This window comes from Pseudomonas sp. MH9.3, from assembly GCF_034354675.1.
GTDB lineage: Bacteria > Pseudomonadota > Gammaproteobacteria > Pseudomonadales > Pseudomonadaceae > Aquipseudomonas.
In genome coordinates this window covers 1,975,803-1,994,625 of the sequence record NZ_CP133785.1, presented here as the reverse complement: position 1 = coordinate 1,994,625, position 18,823 = coordinate 1,975,803, and the positions used below count along the sequence as shown (strand labels likewise).

Genomic DNA, 18,823 nt, shown 5'->3' with positions numbered 1-18,823 from the left:
CGTGATGTCCAAGAAAACGCTGTTTGCCTGCCTCGGCACCCTCGTTGCCTTTCTGATTCTCGACGGCCTGTGGCTTGGCGTGCTCATGGGGCCTACCTACAAATCCCTGCTCGGTTCGCTGATGCTTGATCAGCCGCGCGTGCTGCCCGCTGTGCTGTTCTATGTTCTCTACGTCATTGGTTGCGTGGTGTTCGTGGTGCTGCCCAGCGCGAGCTGGCAGCGCGCCGCGCGCATGGGCGCCTTGCTCGGACTGGTGGCCTACGGCACGTACGACCTGAGCAACTGGGCCACCTTGCAGGGTTGGTCCGCCGGGCTTGCGCTGATGGATATGGCCTGGGGCACCTTCCTGACGGCAACCTGTTGCACGGTAGGGTACCTGTGTGCACAACGAGTGCACCGGTGATTGTGTACAGGATTGATCTGCACCGTTGTTGAGCGCGGCTCCCGCAGCTAAAGCGCCATGTATCCCTTTGGAGCGCCGTTCCAGAGGGATTGTGTGCTATTGGCACGCAATCTGCTGACTACCTCGTATACAAACCATGCCGCCTCCCGTATGCACCCTGTTACGGATGCGCAGGCCGGTATTTCGAGGAGCCAAGCGATGACCGAACAATTGCCCAAAGGCTACAGCCCACGCCTGTACAACCAGGACCTGGGCCCGCTGCCGCAGAAATGGACCTGGTACAACATCTTCGCCTTCTGGATGAGCGATGTGCACAGCGTCGGCGGCTACGTGTTCGCCGCCAGCCTGTTTGCGCTGGGCCTGGCCAGTTGGCAGGTGCTGATCGCGTTGCTGGCCGGCATTTGTATCGTGCAGTTGATCGCCAACCTCGTCGCCAGGCCGAGTCAGCAGGCTGCGGTGCCGTACCCGGTGATCTGCCGGCTGGCATTCGGCGTATTCGGGGCAAATATTCCCGCAGTGATTCGCGGCCTGATTGCGGTGGCGTGGTACGGCATTCAGACGTACCTGGCGTCCAGTGCCTTGATCATTGTGGTGCTGCGCTTTTTCCCACAGATGGCGGTATATGCAGAGCCGCACTTCGCGGGCCTGTCTTACCTGGGCTGGTTTGGTTTCCTGACGTTGTGGGTGTTGCAGGCGGCGGTGTTCTGGGCCGGGATGGAGTCGATCCGTCGTTTTATCGATTGGGCGGGGCCGGTGGTGTATGCGGTGATGTTCGCCCTGGCGGGCTGGATCGTGTGGAAAGCGGGCTGGAGCAACATCAGCTTCACCCTGGCCGAAAAGTCCCTGTCGGGCTGGCAGGCATTCGGTCAGGTGATCGTGGCGACTGCGCTGGTGGTGTCTTACTTCTCCGGGCCAACACTGAACTTTGGCGATTTCAGCCGTTACTGCCGCAGCATGCAGGATGTGCGGCGCGGCAACTTCTGGGGGCTGCCGGTAAACTTCCTGGCGTTCTCCCTGGTGACCGTGGTGATCGTCTCGGGGACTTTGCCGGTGTTTGGCGAAATGCTGCATGATCCGATCGCCACCGTCTCGCGCATCGACAACGACATGGCCGTACTGCTGGGCGCCTTTGCCTTCGTCACCGCGACCATCGGTATCAATATCGTCGCCAATTTCGTATCCCCGGCATTCGATTTCGCCAATGTCGCGCCGAGCAAAATCAGCTGGCGCGCCGGCGGAATGATCGCTGCAGTGGCGTCGATCTTCATCACGCCATGGAATCTGTTCAACAACCCGCTGATGATCCACTACACCCTGGATATCCTCGCGGCATTCATCGGACCGCTGTTCGGGATTCTGCTGGTGGACTTCTACCTGATCAAAAAACAGAAAATCGACGTGGATGCCCTGTTCGATGACAGCCCGAGCGGGCGCTATTACTTCGACGGCGGAGTGAACTGGACGGCGGTAAAAGCGCTGGTGCCAGCGACGCTGGTGGGGGTGGCGATCACCTTCACGCCGGCATTGCAGGGGATGGCCAACTTTGCCTGGTTCACCGGGTGCTTCCTGGGCGGGCTGTTTTTTCTGATACTGGCGCGCCGTGAGCAGGTAAGGGTTGGCGCCCCGATAGTTGCCGGCTAACCCTCAGCGTGTGATAGCTTGAACGAAGCGTCAGGATTCGGATCCATCCAGTAATAGTTAGTTGTGGTTTCGTTCAAGCATTACGTAGGACTTAGGGCTACTATCAGTGTAGGAAACGGCGACATATATCCGCCGACTCGCACACCCTCAAGGGGGGCAACCATGAAAGAGAAAATCCACAACTGGCTCCATGACCTCGGCGTGGCACTCGGCTTGATCGAGCCACCCCTGCAACCGGTGCCGATCCGCACCGATGACGAGCAGCGTCGTCCGCGTCGCCGCTAAGCATTAATGTGTGGGAGCGAGCAAGCCCGCTCCCACATTTACGTTGTGCTCGTGGTTAAACCACGCGAACCGCAGCCGCCTGCGGTTTACGCGACAACGCACTCATCCCCACAAGAGTCACCAAACCCACCGCCAGGCTGTAGTAGATCGGCGTGTTCGCATCCAGCCCATCTTTGAACATGAACACCAGTGCGGTCAAAAAGCCCAACGTCATGGAGGCAATGGCCGCCGATGTGGTCGAACGTTTCCAGAAAATCGCCCCCATCAGCGGGATCAGCATGCCGCCCACCAGCAGGTTATAGGCCAGGGTCAGCGCGCTGATCACATCGCTGACCATCAACGCGATAGCCAGCACTGCCGCCCCGGTCAGTAAGGTGAACAAACGGTTGATGCCCAGGCTCGACTGCCTGCCGCTGCGCAGGCGTGGCAGCAGGTCTTCGGTGAGGACAGTGGAGGCCGCGAGCAGGCTGGCGCTGGCGGTCGACATCATCGCCGCCAGCGCCGCAGCGATCACCAGGCCGCGAATGCCGTCCGGCAGCGACAGTTTGACGATGGCGGCAAATGCGTTGTTGACGTTATCCAGGTCGGGGATCAGCACATGCGCCGCCATGCCGATCAGGGCGCAGGCCAGACCGTAGAGGATGCAGTAGAAGCCGGCGAATGTGCCGGCGTATTGGGCGACCTTCGCGTCACGCGCTGTGAACACTCGCTGCCAGATGTCCTGGCCGATCAGGATGCCGAAGAAGTAGATCATGAAGTAGGTGATGATCGTGTCCCAGCCGATTGCCGTGAAGCTGAAGCTCGACGGTGGCAGGCGGTTCACCAGTTCATCCCAGCCACCGACGCGGTACAGGCAGATCGGCAGCAGGATGAACATCAGGCCGACGGTCTTGATCACGAACTGCACAATGTCGGTCAGCGTCAGCGACCACATGCCGCCGATGGTCGAGTACACCACCACCACACCACCGCCCAGCAACAATGAACTCCAGAAGGGCAGGCCGAACAAGACCTGCAGCACGGTGCAGATCCCCAGCACCGACGTCACGCCCAGCATCACCGCGTAGGCCAGCATGATCACCGCGCTGGCCTGCCGTGCCATGGGGTTGTAGCGCTTTTCCAGAACCTGGGTGACGGTGAATATCTTCAGCTTGAGCAGCGGCTTGGCCAGGAACAGGTTCAGCGCAATGATCCCCATGCCCAGCGCAGCGCACAGCCAGAAGCCGGAGATGCCGTGTACGTAACCCAGGCGCACGGTGCCGACGGTGGACGCGCCGCCCAGCACCGTGGCGGCCATGGTGCCCATGTACAGCGACGGGCCCAGGTTGCGCCCGGCCACCAGGTAATCTTCATGGGTCCTGGCACGGCGCATGCCGTAATAGCCGAGCACGAGCATGCCGGCGGCGTAGATGAGTACGACGAATAAATCCAAAGCCATGACGGCGGTTCTCCGATTATATTTTTTGTGGGCGAGCTGGCGGCAGACGGCTGCGCAAATACGCAAAGCAAGAATCAGGTGCCTCGAGGTCTACGGCCCCGTTGGCAGTCAGTGCACGAGTGCACTCATCAGCGGCGTGCCACGCCAGGCAGCACGCAGAGCATCTCGTACAGCAGGTTGGCGCCCAGCAACGAGGTGTTGCCGGTGGTGTCGTAGGGCGGTGAAACTTCTACCAAATCACAACCAATCAGGTCGAGGCCCTGGCAGCCGCGGATGATTTCGATCGCCTGGATGGTGGTCAGCCCGCCGATTTCCGGGGTGCCGGTGCCGGGCGCCCAGGCCGGGTCGATGCCGTCGATGTCGAAACTCAGGTACACCGGGCCGCCGCCGACTTTCTCGCGTACTTCGTCCATCAACGGCGCGAGTGAGTGGTGCCAGCATTCTTCGGCCTGCACTACGCGAAAGCCCTGCTTGCGGCTCCAGTTGAAGTCTTCGGCGGTATAGCCCTGGGCACGCAGGCCGATCTGCACCACGCGGTCGCAGTCGAGCAGGCCTTCCTCGACAGCGCGGCGGAAGGTGGTGCCGTGAGCGATTTTCTCGCCGAACATATGGTCGTTGACGTCGGCGTGGGCATCGATGTGCACCAGCCCGACCTTGCCGTATTTCTTGTGGATTGCCCGCAGGATCGGCAGCGTGATGGTGTGATCGCCGCCCAGGGTAAGAGGAATCACGTTGTGTTCGAGGATGTCATCGTAGGCGTGTTCGATGATGCGCACAGCGTCCAGCAGGTTGAAGGTATTGATCGCCACGTCGCCGATGTCCGCTACCGACAGCGAATCGAACGGTGCGGCGCCGGTGGCCATGTTGTAGGGGCGGATCATCACCGACTCGGCGCGGATTTCACGCGGCCCGAAGCGGGTGCCGGCGCGCAGCGAGGTGCCGATATCCAGCGGCACGCCGACAAAAGCGGCATCCAGGCCTCTGGCCGTTGGCAGGTGCGGCAGGCGCATCATGGTGGCGATGCCGGCGAAGCGCGGCATTTCGTTGCCGCCCAGTGGTTGATGGAAAATCTTGTCCACGCGAGTGCCTCATCGTTTTAGTGTGTCAGGGGGCCGATTCTGCGAAAAGCCAGCGAGGGGAAGAATCGCCAGCGGCAAATACTTAGTTCAGATTTTTCTAAACTGATGCCGGCGGTTAAACTCGCTCGATTGTGTGTGCCTCTGGAGACTCCATGGCCAGCGCCTTGCCCGACCTGAAACTCCTGCGCATCTTCGTCAGCGTCGTGCGGCACCAGGGGTTCGCCACTGCCCAGCACGAACTCAACTTGTCCACCTCGGCCATTTCCACCTACATGAGCCAGCTGGAAGCGGCGTTGGGCCTGGTGCTCTGCCATCGTGGCCGGGGCGGGTTCAGCCTCACCAGCAAAGGCGAACTGTTTCATCAGGAAACCCTGCGCCTGCTTGGCGAACTGGAAGGCTTCGAGCAATACGCCGCCGCGCTGAAGGGTGAATTGCGGGGCACGCTCAGACTTGGCGTGCTCGACTCCACGGTCAGCGACAAGGCCCTGCCGTTCGCAGAAGTGATCGGCGCCTACAGCCTCGAACACCCTGCGGTGCACCTGCACCTGTCGGTGATGAGCCCCTATGAACTGCAGCTCGGTGTGCAGGACAATCGTCTTGACCTGGCCATTGGCGCTTTCTCCACCCGTATGAGCGGGCTGATCTACATGCCGCTGTACCGCGAGCAGCACTGGTTGTATTGCAGCACACGTCATCCCCTGTTCAGCGAGCGGCGTATCCCCGAACAGCTGATCACCCAGCAGCGCATGGTCGGGCGCGGTTACTGGAGCCAGGCGGAGCTGGCGCGCCACGGCTTCAAGCACAGCGCCGCCACCGTGGAAAGCATGGAAGCGCAGCTGATCCTGGTGCTGTCCGGTGCCTATATCGGTTACCTGCCCGAACACTATGCCCAGGCGTGGGCCGACAAGGGTGACCTGCGCGTGCTGTTGCCCGCGACCTTCGGTTACCAGGCGCCGTTCTCGATGATCATACGGCGCGGTCGCAGCCGCGAGCCGCTGATCCAGACTTTCCGCGACCTGCTCAAGGCGCAGCTCAACCAGGCCCGATAAATCATGTCCAGACCCCAATGTTCCCGTTGCCTCAGGCCTGCCAGCCATTGCCTGTGCGCGCTGATCCCCAGTCTGGACAGCCGCACCCGCGTGTTGCTGTTGCAGCACCCGAGTGAGGTCAACCATGCGCTCAATACTGCGCGCCTCGCGGCATTGGGTCTGAATAACGCGCAGCTGCGGGTGGGCGAGGTGTTCGATGATCTGGCGACCTTGTTGAACCCGCCCGGATATCAGGCACGCCTGTTGTTTCCGGGCGACGATGCCCAGCCGTTGCAGGCCTATGTGCCGAGCGATCAGCCGCTGTTGCTGGTGGTGCCCGATGGCACCTGGCGCAAGGCGCGCAAGCTGCTGCACCTCAACCCGTTGCTGGCGGCATTGCCACGGGTCACCCTGGCCGAGGGCGGCGTGTCGCGCTATCGGTTGCGCAAGGCGCCGGGGCCAGGGGCGTTGTCGACGGTGGAGGCGATTGTGCAGGCACTGCAGGTGCTGGAAGCACCGCAGTCGTTCGAGCCATTGCTCAAACCCTTCGAGGCACTGATCGAAGGGCAGATTGCAGCGATGGGTCCAGCGGTTTTCGAAAGAAACCACGGCGCTACATAGCTACCGGGCCTGGCGCCAATCACGGGATAGGCTGGGCTTTTCAGGAACACCCGAAATGCCCGAGCCCTCTCACCCCCCTGCGCCCACTGACCCGTTGGCCGAATTCATGGCTGAGCGCCGCGCGCCGTTGATGACGCGTGCGCAATGGTCTGCCCTGCAAAACCTGGATGTTCTGCGAATCAGGTTCGACGCGTTTTTTGGCGGACTCAACGACCAGGAAAAGCACGACTATGTGCGCCTGCAACAAGCCTGTATTGATGCACAACGCAGCATGGAAACAAACGTCAGGGACCTGACTCACGCATTTGAGCAGCAGGCCATGGCGTTGTTACGCGCCGAGTTGCAGGCCTTGACCGGACAGGATATCGATCCGGTCAACGCGCGCATTTATACCCGCTACCTGCCACCTGAACAGCGCGTGCGGCGTGCAGCCGAAGGCGTAGTCAAGGTCGCCAGCCTCAGCCTGTGGGACGCTGCCTGCCTCAATTATGACGGCCTGACCGGGTGGAGCTACCCTGGCCGTACCGGCCTGGCGGATGCCAGTTACCTGGATACCCACGTCAAGGCCACGGCCGCTGAATTCATCGCGCTGGTGCGCAGGCTCAATCTGGGCGAGCAGTTGCGCCAACGACTCGACGATGCGCTGAAACCCACGGGCTCACTGGGTAGCAGTGTGACGGCGCTGGCGACGGCTGAGTTTGCTTTCGCGCTGATAGACGCGCTGAGAAACACCATCACCAGCGGCATTGACCGAGAAAAATATCAATGGATCCAGCGTGCGTTGAGCGGTAAGGCAAGCTGGGGATCGAAGGAGGAAATGCTGCTGTTTATCCCCCACGGTGTCGACAATGCGAGCTGGATACCTCAGCCCATAGGACTTACCGGGCACTACGTGGGTACGCCGCCAGGCGACCGGTTGAACATCCCCCACCTGGTGTTTTCGGTCGTTGGCTGCAAGGGCGCGTTCAGTTTTTTCCCCAGCCGTCCGGGGGGCGCCCTGCGTCATTTTCAGAGTCACCGCAGAGCTTGCGATCATTTCCGAGTGGTCTTTGATAGCGCCTTCCGACAGGGAAACGTCGATTGGCTGTACCCGATAATGTCGCTGCGCGACTGTGCGCGTCTGAAGCGAATCGCCAAGGTCACACCGTCGCCCACCGACTTTGAAGGGGTCACTTATTTGGTTTACCGGTTGGCTAAGGCCATCCCGCCAGTCGATACGGTCGGAAGGATCGGCTACGTCAGAAATACCGTAGAGAAAGTGCCGGTCGTAAGCCTCAGTGACTTCTACATCAAGCGGTGTCGAGCCAACCTGCAGGAAATGGCCCATCAAACGCCGGGCTTCATGACGACGCTGCTTGAGGTGTTCAAGACCCTGGCCCTCGAAATCCTCAATGTGCTCTTGATTCCCGTGCCGGGTGCCTTGAAAGGCCTGGGGCGGGTGCGCACCATTGCGATGTTCGTGGCGCTGGAGCAAGCGCTGGTCGAGGGCGGCAGTCAGGCGATGCAAGGTGAGCCGGGCGACTTGCTCCAGGGCTTCGCGGACCTGGCTGATCTGCTCATCAGCAGTCGCCTGCACACGCGCCTGGCTAAAAGCGTGCAGCGTCGTCATCAGCGCCTGTATCGGCGATTGTCCGAAGCGCGTGGCGTCACTGAACATCGCGAGCCAACCGCCCCCAAGGTGCTGGAGGCCATGCTCGGTTCGGACGCGCCAGCCCGTGAGATGCAGGTGATCCTTGTGAGCAGTTCCACCTCGCAGGAGACGCTGGAGCAGGTTTGGGCCGGAGCGCAACCCTCGGCTTCACTGGTCGACGCCGTTGAGCGGTTCCAGGCTGACCGGCTGATCGACTGGGTTGGCGAGGGGGGCGACCCCACGCGTACCGTGCCGGTTGAAGCCGTTGACGTGCTCGCTCCGTTGCTCACCCAGCTGCCAGCCTGGCCGGCGGACATCGCGCTGAGTATTGCCAACCAGCAGGGCGTGGAAGTACGACGCTACAGCAAGGGCGGCTTCGTTCAGACGACCGCCGTGGTCAGCGTGACTGCACTGGAAAACCATCAGTTCGCCTACGGCACGCCGCAACAGTTCACTGCCCATTTGCCCAACGCCATCATCGAGTTGCTGCCTGAGCACTTTCCGGCGGGCGAACACGCGCTTGGTCAACAACTCGCCCTGCAAGCCAGGGCCCTGAAACCGGATCTGTTTGAAGCACTCACACGGTTTGCCGAGTTCAGCCGCTCTGCGGCGAGCGGGGCCAGCGTGGCGGTACACGCCTTGCTGCCTGATCGCGTCACCCTGGACACGCCGGTTCCCGCCGTGATTACCCAATTGCGCGCGCTGCACCCCGACATTAGCCTGGCGCGTTTGCTCGAGGTACTGCGCGAGCATCCGCTTTCCGAGCATCAACAGGCCCAGTTGCTGGCGTCGCAATTGCAACCCGAGGCGCTTTACCTGGCGTTGCGCGCTGCCCGGGTGGTGGCTCGCCGGGAAAAGATCATCGATGGGTTGTTTCATGGGCGACGCTTCGACCGACAAACCTGCAACTGGGCCTTCGAGTTTGCCGATGCTGTGCTGCGCGACCTGACCGGCCAACGATTGGTGGTCAGCCCCGCAGGGCAAGCGGTTCCCTACGTGTCCAGGGGACCAGCGGATCGCAATGTGGTCGTCATTGATCAGTTGCGTGGGCGTTTTGCAGCGTACAACCATCATCAGTTACGCACCGGAGCGACATTGAGTGGAACTGACAGCTTTTATGAAGCGATCGTCAGTCAGCTTTCGGAAGGGGACAGGCTGCAGTTGGGGTTGAGTGCGCAAGGCATCGCCGATCTACGTCATCAGGTCGCCCATGCAATGCTGCGCAACCGTATGCCTGACGGATCGTTTTACCCCTGTCGAGGTGAAATTCAGCATTACGCGGTTACCACCGACACCACCGGTATTTCCCCCGAACCCGACGCATTGGGCCTTTACCGACGGGGAACGGATCACTACCTGTTCATCGAAGGTGAGTATTTCAAGGTCTTCAACGATGAGGTGCTCGGGGCCTGGCGCGTTCAGCATCCGTCCTTGAATGACGCGTATTCCCCTGTATTGACCCACAATGGCAACGGTGCCTGGCGCCATGAAGGGGAAAACCCTCTGACCTGGGACGGGCAACAACCTTTTTATCGCCTGGGGCCGTTGGCGCGCGCGCTGTCGCCGGATGCCATTGAGCAGATCCAGCAGATCAGCGCAGTGACGTCGGACATGCTGCGCAGAGTGCATGTGCGCAACGAACGCCCGCCAGCGGTTCTGGTGGACACCGTCGAGCGTTACACGCTGCAGCAGCGGGTGATCACCGGTATGGAAACGGGTCGGGATTTTTTTGATCAAGTACTGGGCGAGGTCGGGCCTGATCTGGCCGATGAGCTGGTTGGGCGTTCAGGTGTCGCGCGGGCCGAGCAGGTTGCGTTGCTTGAAACCGGGGTGAGGATCGACAAGGCGCAGATGGAACGGCATTTCTACAAGGCACTGCGTCAGAAAAAAGCGCTGCCGTCGAAAAAACCCCATGCTCGCGTGCTGCAGCGGTATTTTCCCGGGTTGCCGGCTTGGGCTGCCAGCGATCTGGTCTACGCTATCACCCCGGCGCAGCAGCGAAGCCTGGAGGCGGGCCATCTTCCATTGAGCCTTACACCGGATATTCGCCGGATGTTGGAGTACTCGCGCAGAATCCGGGCCGTGGAAGGCTTGTATAGCAGGTTGGCGGCGAATGAGGACAGCACGAGGCTGATCATGCGTGCGCTGCCGGACCTTCGGGGTTGGCCTGCCCACCTGCGCGTCGAGGTGTGGGAGAGAGGCCGTCTGATTGACAGCATCGGCCCTGAGGGCGCCGCACTCAGGCGGATGCTTGAACCGGTTTCTCACCACTACCAGGCGTACACACCCCTGGACAACGGTGAGCGCAAAGCGGTGGGAAGCCCTGGACCGTTCCTGACGGTTTTATTGACAGCGTTGCCGAAGGCGGAACGCGAGGCGTTGGGCTACACCCACGCATCCGGGCCCGAGGAGCTCTTACGCTCGATTGCTGAACGCGAGCGGCACACGTTGGAGAGCGCTGATACGGTGCTCGACATCGACCGTCGGCCACGCTTCAACCCGCCACGGCGCCTGGCTGATGGGCGCATCGGTTACCCGCTCAGCGGCCGTGAAGGACTTGGCCCGATGGTCCGTGAGCAAGTCGGTCGGTTGCGCGCGTTATACCCCTCCAAGAGCGACGATGAGATGGTGGCGTTGCTGCGCGAGGCGGGTGATTCGACGGATGAGCGTACTGTAATGATCGACTATCTGGTGCGCGAACGAAACGCGCTGGACGTGGGCCTGCAGCAGTGGCGCGACGCCGCTTCGGCTGGGGCGAACAATGCTGTATCAGTCCGCTCGCGGGCCCTGGCGGTGGCCCGGATTCAGCGTTGCTGGGCCAAGGAGGGCCTGACGCCTGGCATTATCGAAGAGCTCAACCTGGATGATCTGGAACTCACAAGCCTGCCGACACTGAGCGCCCATTTCGGCCACGTGACAGTGCTGAACGTCAATGGCAATTATCTGACCGAGTTACCTGATCGGTTTCTGCGAAGCTTCCCCGGGCTTCGAGTGATCTCCTTCAAAGGTAACCGCCTCAGTCATCTACCGGATTTGGACGGGATGGCTCACCTGGCGGTGCTCAACCTTTCCAATAACCTGCTCGGGTTCAACCTGCAGGACACCTATCGACTGGCTGCGCTGACCGGTTTGAGGAACCTTGATTTATCGGTCAATCCACTGGGCCAGGGGCGGCGGCTGTCACTCTATGCGCTTTCGCACTTGCGTGAGCTTAACCTGCGCAATTGCGGCCTGGACCGCTTGCCGCTGGGGGCCGTGACCCTACAGGCACTGCGCAGTTTTGACCTGCGCAACAATGCGATCAGGGAATTGGCCGAGACGGACTTGTTTATCTACCCTGACGTTCATCGGGCGATGAACCTGCGGGGTAACCCGCTTTCGCCCGAAGCACGGCAGCTATTGCGCCGAATCGGTGAGCGGCAGGGGCAGCCGGACATTGATTTCGGGCTTTGGGCGCCTTCCGCCTCTTTCGATCAGCGCGCCGATCGTTGGTTGGCGTTGCTGCCGGCTGGCGAAGTCCAGGCGCGGCAACTGGACTGGGCGGCGTTGCAGGCACAGCCCATGGCGGACTGTTTTTTCGAGCTGTTGGGGAATATCGCTGATTATCCGCTGTTCGCTGATGTGGGCCATCGCACCCTGCGCGAAACGATCACGCGGCGGGTGTGGCAGTTGGTCGACGAGGCTTTGTCTCACGGGGGAGGGGAGCAGATTTATTCCGTGCGGCCCTATGGTTACATGAGCGGAGGAATCGACGGTTGCCTGTTGAGCCTGCATGAGCTGGAATTGCTCAGGCTACCGTATCGAATGCTCGCCACGGACGTACAAAGCGCCGGTCCGGCGTTTGTGCATTATTACCGGGCGCTGCGGCGGTTGGACTCCATCAGCCAGCACGTCAGTCGCCACTTTCCGGGCCAGACACGCTGGCAGGCATTTACGCGAATCCACAGTTATCGCATCGCTCTGGCGGCGAGTCTTGATCTGCCGCTGGTGCTTGCTTCACGCTTCAACGTGCCCTTGGCACAACCCGACAACCTCTCCGTAGACACGCTGCGTACCAGCATCTTACGTGAAGAAGTGGGCATGAACTGGCCTCTGCACCTGCGCAGCAGGGAGCATTGGGTGGAGTTTCTGAAGCGCAAATACCGCAGCCGTGTTGCCACGACACTGCGCGGCTATGATCGACTGATGGAGATCGCCAGCAACAAGGTTGCAGACGCTGTAATGACGGAGGGCGAATACTTGCGCTATGTCCAAACCCTGCAGGCAGCCAGGGCAACGGCCGAAAACGCCCTGGTGGCGGAGTTGACCGATCGCGAGTGGGCGGACTTTGTCATTGGCTGATCTGATGCTTATATCTTTGAGGCATAAGCACCGCACTTTGCGTGATATGGCGCGCCGACCTTTCCCGGTATGATGTTCGCCCCCGCAGTCTGGATTGCGAATACGCCATGACCTTGCAGTACCCTACAATCGCCGACTGCGTCGGCAATACGCCCCTGGTTCGCTTGCAACGCATGGCGGGTGAGACCAGCAATACCCTGTTGCTCAAGCTCGAAGGGAACAACCCTGCCGGCTCGGTCAAGGACCGCCCGGCGCTGTCGATGATCACCCGTGCCGAGCTGCGCGGGCAGATCAAGCCCGGCGACACCCTGATCGAAGCGACCTCGGGCAACACCGGGATCGCCCTGGCCATGGCTGCGGCGATCAAGGGCTACAGGATGATCCTGATCATGCCCGACAACTCCAGCGCCGAGCGCAAGGCTGCGATGACGGCCTACGGTGCCGAGCTGATTCTGGTGACCCAGGAGCAGGGCATGGAAGGCGCCCGTGACCTGGCCGATCGCATGGCGTCCGAAGGCCGTGGCCAGGTGCTGGACCAGTTCGCCAACGGCGACAATCCCGAGGCGCACTACGCTACCACCGGCCCGGAAATCTGGCGCCAGACTGGCGGCACCATCACCCATTTCGTCAGTTCCATGGGTACCACCGGCACCATCATGGGCAACTCGCGCTACCTCAAGGAGCAGAACCCGGCGATCCAGATCGTCGGCCTGCAACCGATGGAAGGCGCGGCGATCCCGGGTATCCGTCGCTGGCCGCAAGAGTACCTGCCCAAAATTTACAACGCGACGCGGGTGGACCGCATCATCGACATGGCCCAGCGTGAAGCCGAAGACACTACCCGCCGCCTGGCCCGTGAAGAAGGCATCTTCTGCGGCGTGTCGTCCGGCGGTTCGGTGGCCGGCATGTTGCGCTTGTCCAGGGAAGTTGAAAACGCGGTGATCGTCGCGATCATCTGTGACCGAGGCGACCGCTACCTGTCGACCGGCATCTTCGACGAACCCAACTGATGGCCAAACATGAGAGAGGCCTGCGCTTCCAACCGACGGGCGGCAGCCGGGCGCCACAGATTCCCGTGGGCAAAAAGCAACGCCTGACCATCGAGCGCCTGGCCAACGATGGCCGGGGCATCGTGTTCTTTGAAGGCCGCACCTGGTTCGTCAACGGTGCACTGGCTGGCGAGGACGTGGAGGCACGGGTGCTGGGCGCTCACGGCAAGGTGGTCGAGGCGCGTACTGAACGTGTGTTCACCGCCAGCGAACTGCGTCGCCCGGCACCCTGCGCGCACTTCGGTCGCTGCGGCGGTTGCAGCGTGCAGCACTTGCCCCACGACGAACAGCTTGCCCTGAAGCAGCGCATGCTTGCCGAGCAACTGACCCGCGTGGCAGGTGTTGAACCGCAGGCGTGGGCAGCGCCCTTGAGCGGGCCGGAGTTCGGCTATCGACGGCGCGCGCGGGTTGCGGTGCGCTGGGATAGCAAGGCGAAAAAGCTTGAGGTCGGTTTTCGGGCCGTGGCCAGCCAGGACATTGTCGGCATTGATGAATGCCCGGTGCTGGTACAGGCCTTGCAACCGATCATGCAGCGTCTGCCGAACATGCTGCGCCGCTTGAGCAAGCCTCAGGCGCTGGGGCATGTGGAGTTGTTTAGCGGGTCATCGATTGCCGTGTTGCTGCGGCATATGGCGCCGCTGTCTGAGGCGGACCTGCTGGTGCTCAAGGAGTTTTGCGCGTTTCATGACGCCCAGCTGTGGCTGCAGGGCGAGGGCAAGCCGGAACCTGTAGAGCCTGATCAACCCCTGGGGTTTCGCCTGGAGGCGTGGGACCTGGAGCTGGCCTACCGGCCGGGAGACTTCGTTCAGGTCAATGCCGCGGTCAACGAGGCGATGGTCGCCCAGGCGTTGCAATGGCTGGCGCCGCAGGCCGATGAGCGGGTGCTGGACCTGTTTTGCGGCCTGGGCAATTTTGCCCTGCCGCTGGCCGGGCAGGTGCGTGAAGTGGTCGCCGTGGAAGGCGTGCAGACCATGGTGGACCGCGCCGCACTCAACGCTGGCAGCAACAATTTGCATAATGCGCAGTTTTTTCAGGCCGATTTATCCCAGCCGTTGACTGACGCAGAGTGGGCCAAACAGGGCTTTTCTGCGGTACTCTTGGATCCACCCCGTGACGGTGCCCAGGAGGTTGTGCGCAAACTCGCCAGCCTGGGTGCCAGGCGCGTGGTGTATGTGTCCTGCAACCCGGCCACGCTGGCGCGGGACACGGTTGAGTTGGTCAGGCAGGGCTACCGGCTAAAACGTGCCGGGATCCTCGACATGTTTCCGCAGACGGCACATGTCGAGGCCATGGCGTTATTTGAAGCGGGCTAGGATGCCCGTTTAATCCGACCGGCCTGCGTTCTCCAGGGCCCATGAACTGCCACGGAGTTCGCAGTCAAGGTCGGCGATGATTCCGGCGCATCCAAGGTGCGTCGTAGGGAAGGTAAGAAAGATGGTACAGGTGAGAGCACACCAGCCGATCAACACCGACGGCAGTATCAATCTGGAGGCATGGCTCGACCATGCCATCAGTGTCGATCCGGCACTGGACCGTGAGGCCTTGAAAGCGGCCTGCGAGTTCGCTCGTGAGTCCGAGCAGCAGGACAATGCGGCCAAGAACCTGTGGGCCGAAGGCACCTCAAGCTTTCGTACCGGGTTGGAAATCGCCGAGATCCTTGCCGATCTCAAGCTCGACCAGGATTCGCTGATCGCCGCCGTGCTCTATCGCGGCGTGCGCGAAGGGCACATTGAGCTGGCCACCGTCGGCCAGCGCTTTGGCTCGGTGGTGGCCAAGCTGATTGACGGCGTGCTGCGCATGGCGGCCATCAGTGCCAGCCTCAGCCCGCGCCAGTCCATGGTGCTGGGCACCCAGGGCCAGGTGGAAAACCTGCGCAAGATGCTGGTGGCGATGGTCGACGACGTACGCGTCGCCCTGATCAAGCTGGCCGAACGCACCTGCGCGATTCGCGCGGTGAAGACCGCCGACGACGAAAAGCGCAACCGCGTCGCCCGCGAAGTCTTCGACATTTATGCGCCGCTGGCGCACCGCCTGGGCATCGGCCATATCAAGTGGGAGCTGGAGGACTTGTCCTTTCGCTACCTTGAACCCGATCAGTACAAACAGATCGCCACGCTGCTGCACGAGCGGCGCCTGGACCGCGAGCGCTTTATCAGCGACGTGATGGGCCAGTTGCGCACCGAGCTGCAGGCCACCGGCGTCGATGCCGACATCAGCGGCCGCGCCAAACATATCTATTCGATCTGGCGCAAAATGCAGCGCAAGGGCCTGGCCTTCAGCCAGATCTATGATGTGCGGGCGGTGCGCGTGCTGGTGCCGGAAATGCGCGACTGCTACACCGCGCTGGGTATCGTCCACACGCTGTGGCGGCACATCCCCAAGGAATTCGACGACTACATCGCCAACCCCAAGGAAAACGGCTATCGCTCGCTGCACACGGCGGTGATCGGTCCCGAGGGCAAGGTGCTCGAAGTGCAGATCCGCACCCATGCCATGCACGAAGAGGCGGAACTGGGCGTGTGCGCGCACTGGCGCTACAAGGGCACCGACGTCAAGGCCGGGTCCAACCAGTACGAAGAGAAGATTTCCTGGTTGCGCCAGGTGCTCGAATGGCACGAAGAACTCGGCGATATCGGCGGCCTGGCTGAACAGCTGCGCGTGGATATCGAGCCTGACCGCGTTTATATCTTCACCCCGGACGGGCATGCCATCGACTTGCCCAAGGGCGCCACGCCGCTGGATTTTGCCTACCGCGTGCACACCGAGATCGGCCACAACTGCCGGGGCGCCAAGATCAACGGGCGCATCGTGCCGCTCAACTACAGCCTGCAGACCGGTGAGCAGGTCGAGATCATCACCAGCAAGCACGGTACGCCGAGCCGCGACTGGCTGAACCCGAACCTGGGTTACATCACCACCTCACGCGCGCGGGCGAAGATCGTCCACTGGTTCAAACTGCAGGCGCGCGATCAGAACGTCGCCGCCGGCAAGACCTTGCTCGAACGCGAACTGGCGCGTCTGGGCCTGCCCCAGGTGGACTTCGACAAGCTGGCCGAAAAGGCCAACATGAAGATCGCCGAAGACATGTTCGCCGCCCTCGGCGCCGGCGACCTGCGCCTGGCGCAACTGGTCAACCTGGCGCAGCAGTTGGTGGAGCCGGAGCGCGGCAACGAACAGCTGGAACTGATCCCGCGCAAGGCCACCGGCTACAAGCCCGGCAAGCGCGGCGATATCCAGATCCAGGGTGTGGGCAACCTGATGACGCAAATCGCCGGTTGCTGCCAGCCGCTGCCGGGCGATGCGATTGTCGGCTATATCACCCAGGGCCGTGGCGTGAGCATTCACCGTCAGGATTGCGCCTCGGTGCTGCAACTGGGCGGGCGTGAGCCGGAGCGGATCATCCAGGTCAGCTGGGGCCCGGTGCCGGTGCTCACTTATCCGGTGGACATCATCATTCGTGCCTACGACCGTTCCGGTCTGCTGCGCGACGTGTCGCAAGTGCTGCTCAATGAGCGCATCAACGTGCTGGCGGTCAACACCCGCTCGAACAAGGAGGACAACACCGCGTTGATGTCCCTGACCATCGAGATTCCGGGGTTGGACGCATTGGGGCGTTTGCTGGGGCGGATTTCCCAGTTGCCGAACATCATCGAAACCCGGCGCAACCGCACGCCATAAGCAGTTGAATGGGCGCGGACCAAACCTGTGGGAGGGGGCTTGCTCCCGATAGCGGTGGGCCAGAAAATCCATCTGGCAATGACCCAGCGTCATCGGGAGCAAGCCCCCTCCCACATGTGATCTTCAGCGGAAAGAGACCGATGTATTCACTTGAAGACCTGCTGCACCTGATGAACCGCCTGCGCGACCCGCAATACGGCTGCCCGTGGGACATCAAGCAAACCTATGCCACGATCGTGCCGCACACCCTGGAGGAGGCTTACGAAGTGGCCGACGCCATCGAGCGCGGCGACTTCGACCACCTGCAGGGCGAACTGGGCGACCTGTTGTTCCAGGTGGTGTATTACAGCCAGCTGGCACGCGAAGACGGGCGTTTCGAATTTGCCGGTGTGGTCGACAGCATCACCCGCAAGCTGATCCGTCGCCATCCCCATGTGTTCCCCACCGGGGATCTCTATGCGCCGCTGGACGTGCCGCAACTGAGCGAAGACGAGGTCAAGGCGCGCTGGGAGCAGATCAAGGCTGAGGAGCGTGCAGAGAAGTCCGACGCGCCGCAGCAGCTGTCCCTGCTCGATGATGTGCCCACGGCGCTGCCGTCACTGTCCCGTGCGGCCAAATTGCAAAAGCGCGCCAGCCAGGTCGGTTTCGACTGGCCGTCCGCCTTGCCGGTGGTGGACAACGTGCGCGAAGAGCTCGATGAAGTGCTCGAAGCCATGGCCGCCAACGACCCGGCTGCGATCGCCGATGAGGTCGGTGACCTGCTGTTTGCCGCAGTCAACCTGGCCCGTCACCTCAAGGTCGACCCGGAAACCGCCCTGCGCGGTGCCAATGCCAAGTTCGAACGACGTTTCCGATTTATCGAACAGGCATTGCGCGATACGCATCAACCCATAGAAGATTGCACCCTCGAAACCTTGGACGCCCTGTGGGGCGAAGCCAAGCGTCAGGAAAAGAATGTGTCCAGCTGCGGTTGAGCAGTTGCCTAAGTGAGTAAGCACCATGAGCCTTTCCCTTCGCGACCAGTTGCTCAAAGCAGGTCTGGTCAACCAAAAGCAGGCCAAGCAGGTCGGCAAAGAGAAACAGAAGCAGCAGCGCCTGGTCCACAAGGGCCAGGCCGAGGTGGATGACACCCAGGCCCGCCTGGTGGCCGAGGCGCATGCCGAGAAGGTCAAGCGTGATCAGGAACTGAACCGGCAGCAGCAGGAAAAAGCCGAGGCCAAGGCCCGCACGGCGCAGGTCAAGCAACTGATCGAGACCTCGCGCCTGCCCAAGCTGACCACCGAGGACTACTACAACTTCGTGGACGACAAGAAGGTCAAGCGCCTGTCGGTCAACACGTTGATGCGCAACAAGCTGAGCAACGGCTCCCTGGCCATCGTGCACCACGGCGGTGGCTACGAGGTGATCCCACGCGAAGCGGCGCTGAAGATCCAGGAGCGCGCGCCGGAGCGTATCGTGCAGCTCAATATCCTCACCGAAAGCCAGGTGCCGGACGAGGATGATCCTTACGCCGCCTACCAGATCCCGGACGATCTGATGTGGTGAGGCTGTAGACACGAAAAACCCCGCTCACAAGGCGGGGTTTTTCTTTGCAGGCACGCCAGCTGCTGTGTGGGGCCGGGTGCCTGCG

Annotated in this window: 13 protein-coding genes; 11 read left to right on the top strand and 2 right to left on the bottom strand. The window is 61.8% G+C overall.

Features of this window, described 5'->3' with window-relative positions:
• Window positions 1–4: 4 nt before the first annotated feature.
• The 3 genes from RHM60_RS08445 to RHM60_RS08435 all read left to right on the top strand — a co-directional run bounded on the left by RHM60_RS08445 (window position 5) and on the right by RHM60_RS08435 (window position 2,329).
• On the top strand, window positions 5–403 hold the full coding sequence (locus tag RHM60_RS08445; RefSeq protein ID WP_231421531.1) for a DUF2177 family protein: 399 nt from the start codon (window positions 5–7) through the stop codon (window positions 401–403).
• Window positions 404–601: 198 nt separating this feature from the next.
• Complete coding sequence (locus RHM60_RS08440) at window positions 602–2,044, top strand: NCS1 family nucleobase:cation symporter-1 (RefSeq protein WP_231421533.1); 1,443 nt, start codon at window positions 602–604, stop codon at window positions 2,042–2,044.
• A 162-nt stretch (window positions 2,045–2,206) separates the two neighbouring features.
• A complete protein-coding gene (locus RHM60_RS08435) occupies window positions 2,207–2,329 on the top strand; it encodes a PA1414 family protein (RefSeq protein WP_015372621.1) in 123 nt (40 codons plus the stop codon).
• 55 nt (window positions 2,330–2,384) lie between these two features.
• On the opposite strand, the gene RHM60_RS08430 is transcribed toward RHM60_RS08435, so the two are convergent.
• Window positions 2,385–3,767, bottom strand: coding sequence for a sodium:solute symporter (locus RHM60_RS08430; protein ID WP_322214180.1), 1,383 nt, complete (start codon window positions 3,765–3,767; stop codon window positions 2,385–2,387).
• A 128-nt stretch (window positions 3,768–3,895) separates the two neighbouring features.
• Window positions 3,896–4,846, bottom strand: a complete 951-nt coding sequence (gene speB / locus RHM60_RS08425) for an agmatinase (RefSeq protein WP_322214179.1) — start codon at window positions 4,844–4,846, stop codon at window positions 3,896–3,898.
• A gap of 152 nt (window positions 4,847–4,998) precedes the next feature.
• Between speB and RHM60_RS08420 the strand changes: the two genes are divergently transcribed.
• The 8 genes from RHM60_RS08420 (at window position 4,999) to RHM60_RS08385 (ending at window position 18,738) form a co-directional block, all read left to right on the top strand.
• Window positions 4,999–5,895 carry a LysR family transcriptional regulator gene (locus RHM60_RS08420; RefSeq protein WP_209983570.1) on the top strand — a complete coding sequence of 299 codons (897 nt, stop codon included), beginning with the start codon at window positions 4,999–5,001 and terminating at the stop codon, window positions 5,893–5,895.
• 3 nt (window positions 5,896–5,898) lie between these two features.
• Window positions 5,899–6,495, top strand: coding sequence for a tRNA-uridine aminocarboxypropyltransferase (locus RHM60_RS08415; RefSeq protein ID WP_209983569.1), 597 nt, complete (start codon window positions 5,899–5,901; stop codon window positions 6,493–6,495).
• A 106-nt stretch (window positions 6,496–6,601) separates the two neighbouring features.
• Window positions 6,602–12,466 carry a dermonecrotic toxin domain-containing protein gene (locus RHM60_RS08410; protein WP_322214178.1) on the top strand — a complete coding sequence of 1,955 codons (5,865 nt, stop codon included), beginning with the start codon at window positions 6,602–6,604 and terminating at the stop codon, window positions 12,464–12,466.
• A gap of 107 nt (window positions 12,467–12,573) precedes the next feature.
• Window positions 12,574–13,476 carry a cysteine synthase CysM gene (cysM, locus tag RHM60_RS08405; RefSeq protein ID WP_209983567.1) on the top strand — a complete coding sequence of 301 codons (903 nt, stop codon included), beginning with the start codon at window positions 12,574–12,576 and terminating at the stop codon, window positions 13,474–13,476.
• Window positions 13,476–14,828, top strand: coding sequence for a 23S rRNA (uracil(1939)-C(5))-methyltransferase RlmD (rlmD, locus tag RHM60_RS08400; protein WP_322214176.1), 1,353 nt, complete (start codon window positions 13,476–13,478; stop codon window positions 14,826–14,828). Before cysM ends, rlmD begins: the two co-directional genes overlap by 1 nt.
• A 121-nt stretch (window positions 14,829–14,949) precedes the next feature.
• Window positions 14,950–17,193 carry a GTP diphosphokinase gene (relA, locus tag RHM60_RS08395; RefSeq protein ID WP_209983563.1) on the top strand — a complete coding sequence of 748 codons (2,244 nt, stop codon included), beginning with the start codon at window positions 14,950–14,952 and terminating at the stop codon, window positions 17,191–17,193.
• 140 nt (window positions 17,194–17,333) lie between these two features.
• On the top strand, window positions 17,334–18,167 hold the full coding sequence (mazG, locus tag RHM60_RS08390) for a nucleoside triphosphate pyrophosphohydrolase (RefSeq protein ID WP_322214174.1): 834 nt from the start codon (window positions 17,334–17,336) through the stop codon (window positions 18,165–18,167).
• Between the two features lie 25 nt (window positions 18,168–18,192).
• On the top strand, window positions 18,193–18,738 hold the full coding sequence (locus RHM60_RS08385; RefSeq protein ID WP_322214173.1) for a DUF2058 domain-containing protein: 546 nt from the start codon (window positions 18,193–18,195) through the stop codon (window positions 18,736–18,738).
• Window positions 18,739–18,823: the final 85 nt, after the last annotated feature.

Bases quoted from the DNA above. Each gene is read 5' to 3' on its own strand.
- RHM60_RS08445 (WP_231421531.1), top strand. From the start codon at position 5: ATGTCCAAGAAAACGCTGTTTGCCTGCCTCGGCACCCTCGTTGCCTTT.
- RHM60_RS08440 (WP_231421533.1), top strand. From the start codon at position 602: ATGACCGAACAATTGCCCAAAGGCTACAGCCCACGCCTGTACAACCAG.
- RHM60_RS08435 (WP_015372621.1), top strand. From the start codon at position 2,207: ATGAAAGAGAAAATCCACAACTGGCTCCATGACCTCGGCGTGGCACTC.
- RHM60_RS08430 (WP_322214180.1), bottom strand. From the start codon at position 3,767: ATGGCTTTGGATTTATTCGTCGTACTCATCTACGCCGCCGGCATGCTC.
- RHM60_RS08420 (WP_209983570.1), top strand. From the start codon at position 4,999: ATGGCCAGCGCCTTGCCCGACCTGAAACTCCTGCGCATCTTCGTCAGC.
- RHM60_RS08415 (WP_209983569.1), top strand. From the start codon at position 5,899: ATGTCCAGACCCCAATGTTCCCGTTGCCTCAGGCCTGCCAGCCATTGC.
- RHM60_RS08410 (WP_322214178.1), top strand. From the start codon at position 6,602: ATGGCTGAGCGCCGCGCGCCGTTGATGACGCGTGCGCAATGGTCTGCC.
- cysM (WP_209983567.1), top strand. From the start codon at position 12,574: ATGACCTTGCAGTACCCTACAATCGCCGACTGCGTCGGCAATACGCCC.
- rlmD (WP_322214176.1), top strand. From the start codon at position 13,476: ATGGCCAAACATGAGAGAGGCCTGCGCTTCCAACCGACGGGCGGCAGC.
- relA (WP_209983563.1), top strand. From the start codon at position 14,950: ATGGTACAGGTGAGAGCACACCAGCCGATCAACACCGACGGCAGTATC.
- mazG (WP_322214174.1), top strand. From the start codon at position 17,334: ATGTATTCACTTGAAGACCTGCTGCACCTGATGAACCGCCTGCGCGAC.
- RHM60_RS08385 (WP_322214173.1), top strand. From the start codon at position 18,193: ATGAGCCTTTCCCTTCGCGACCAGTTGCTCAAAGCAGGTCTGGTCAAC.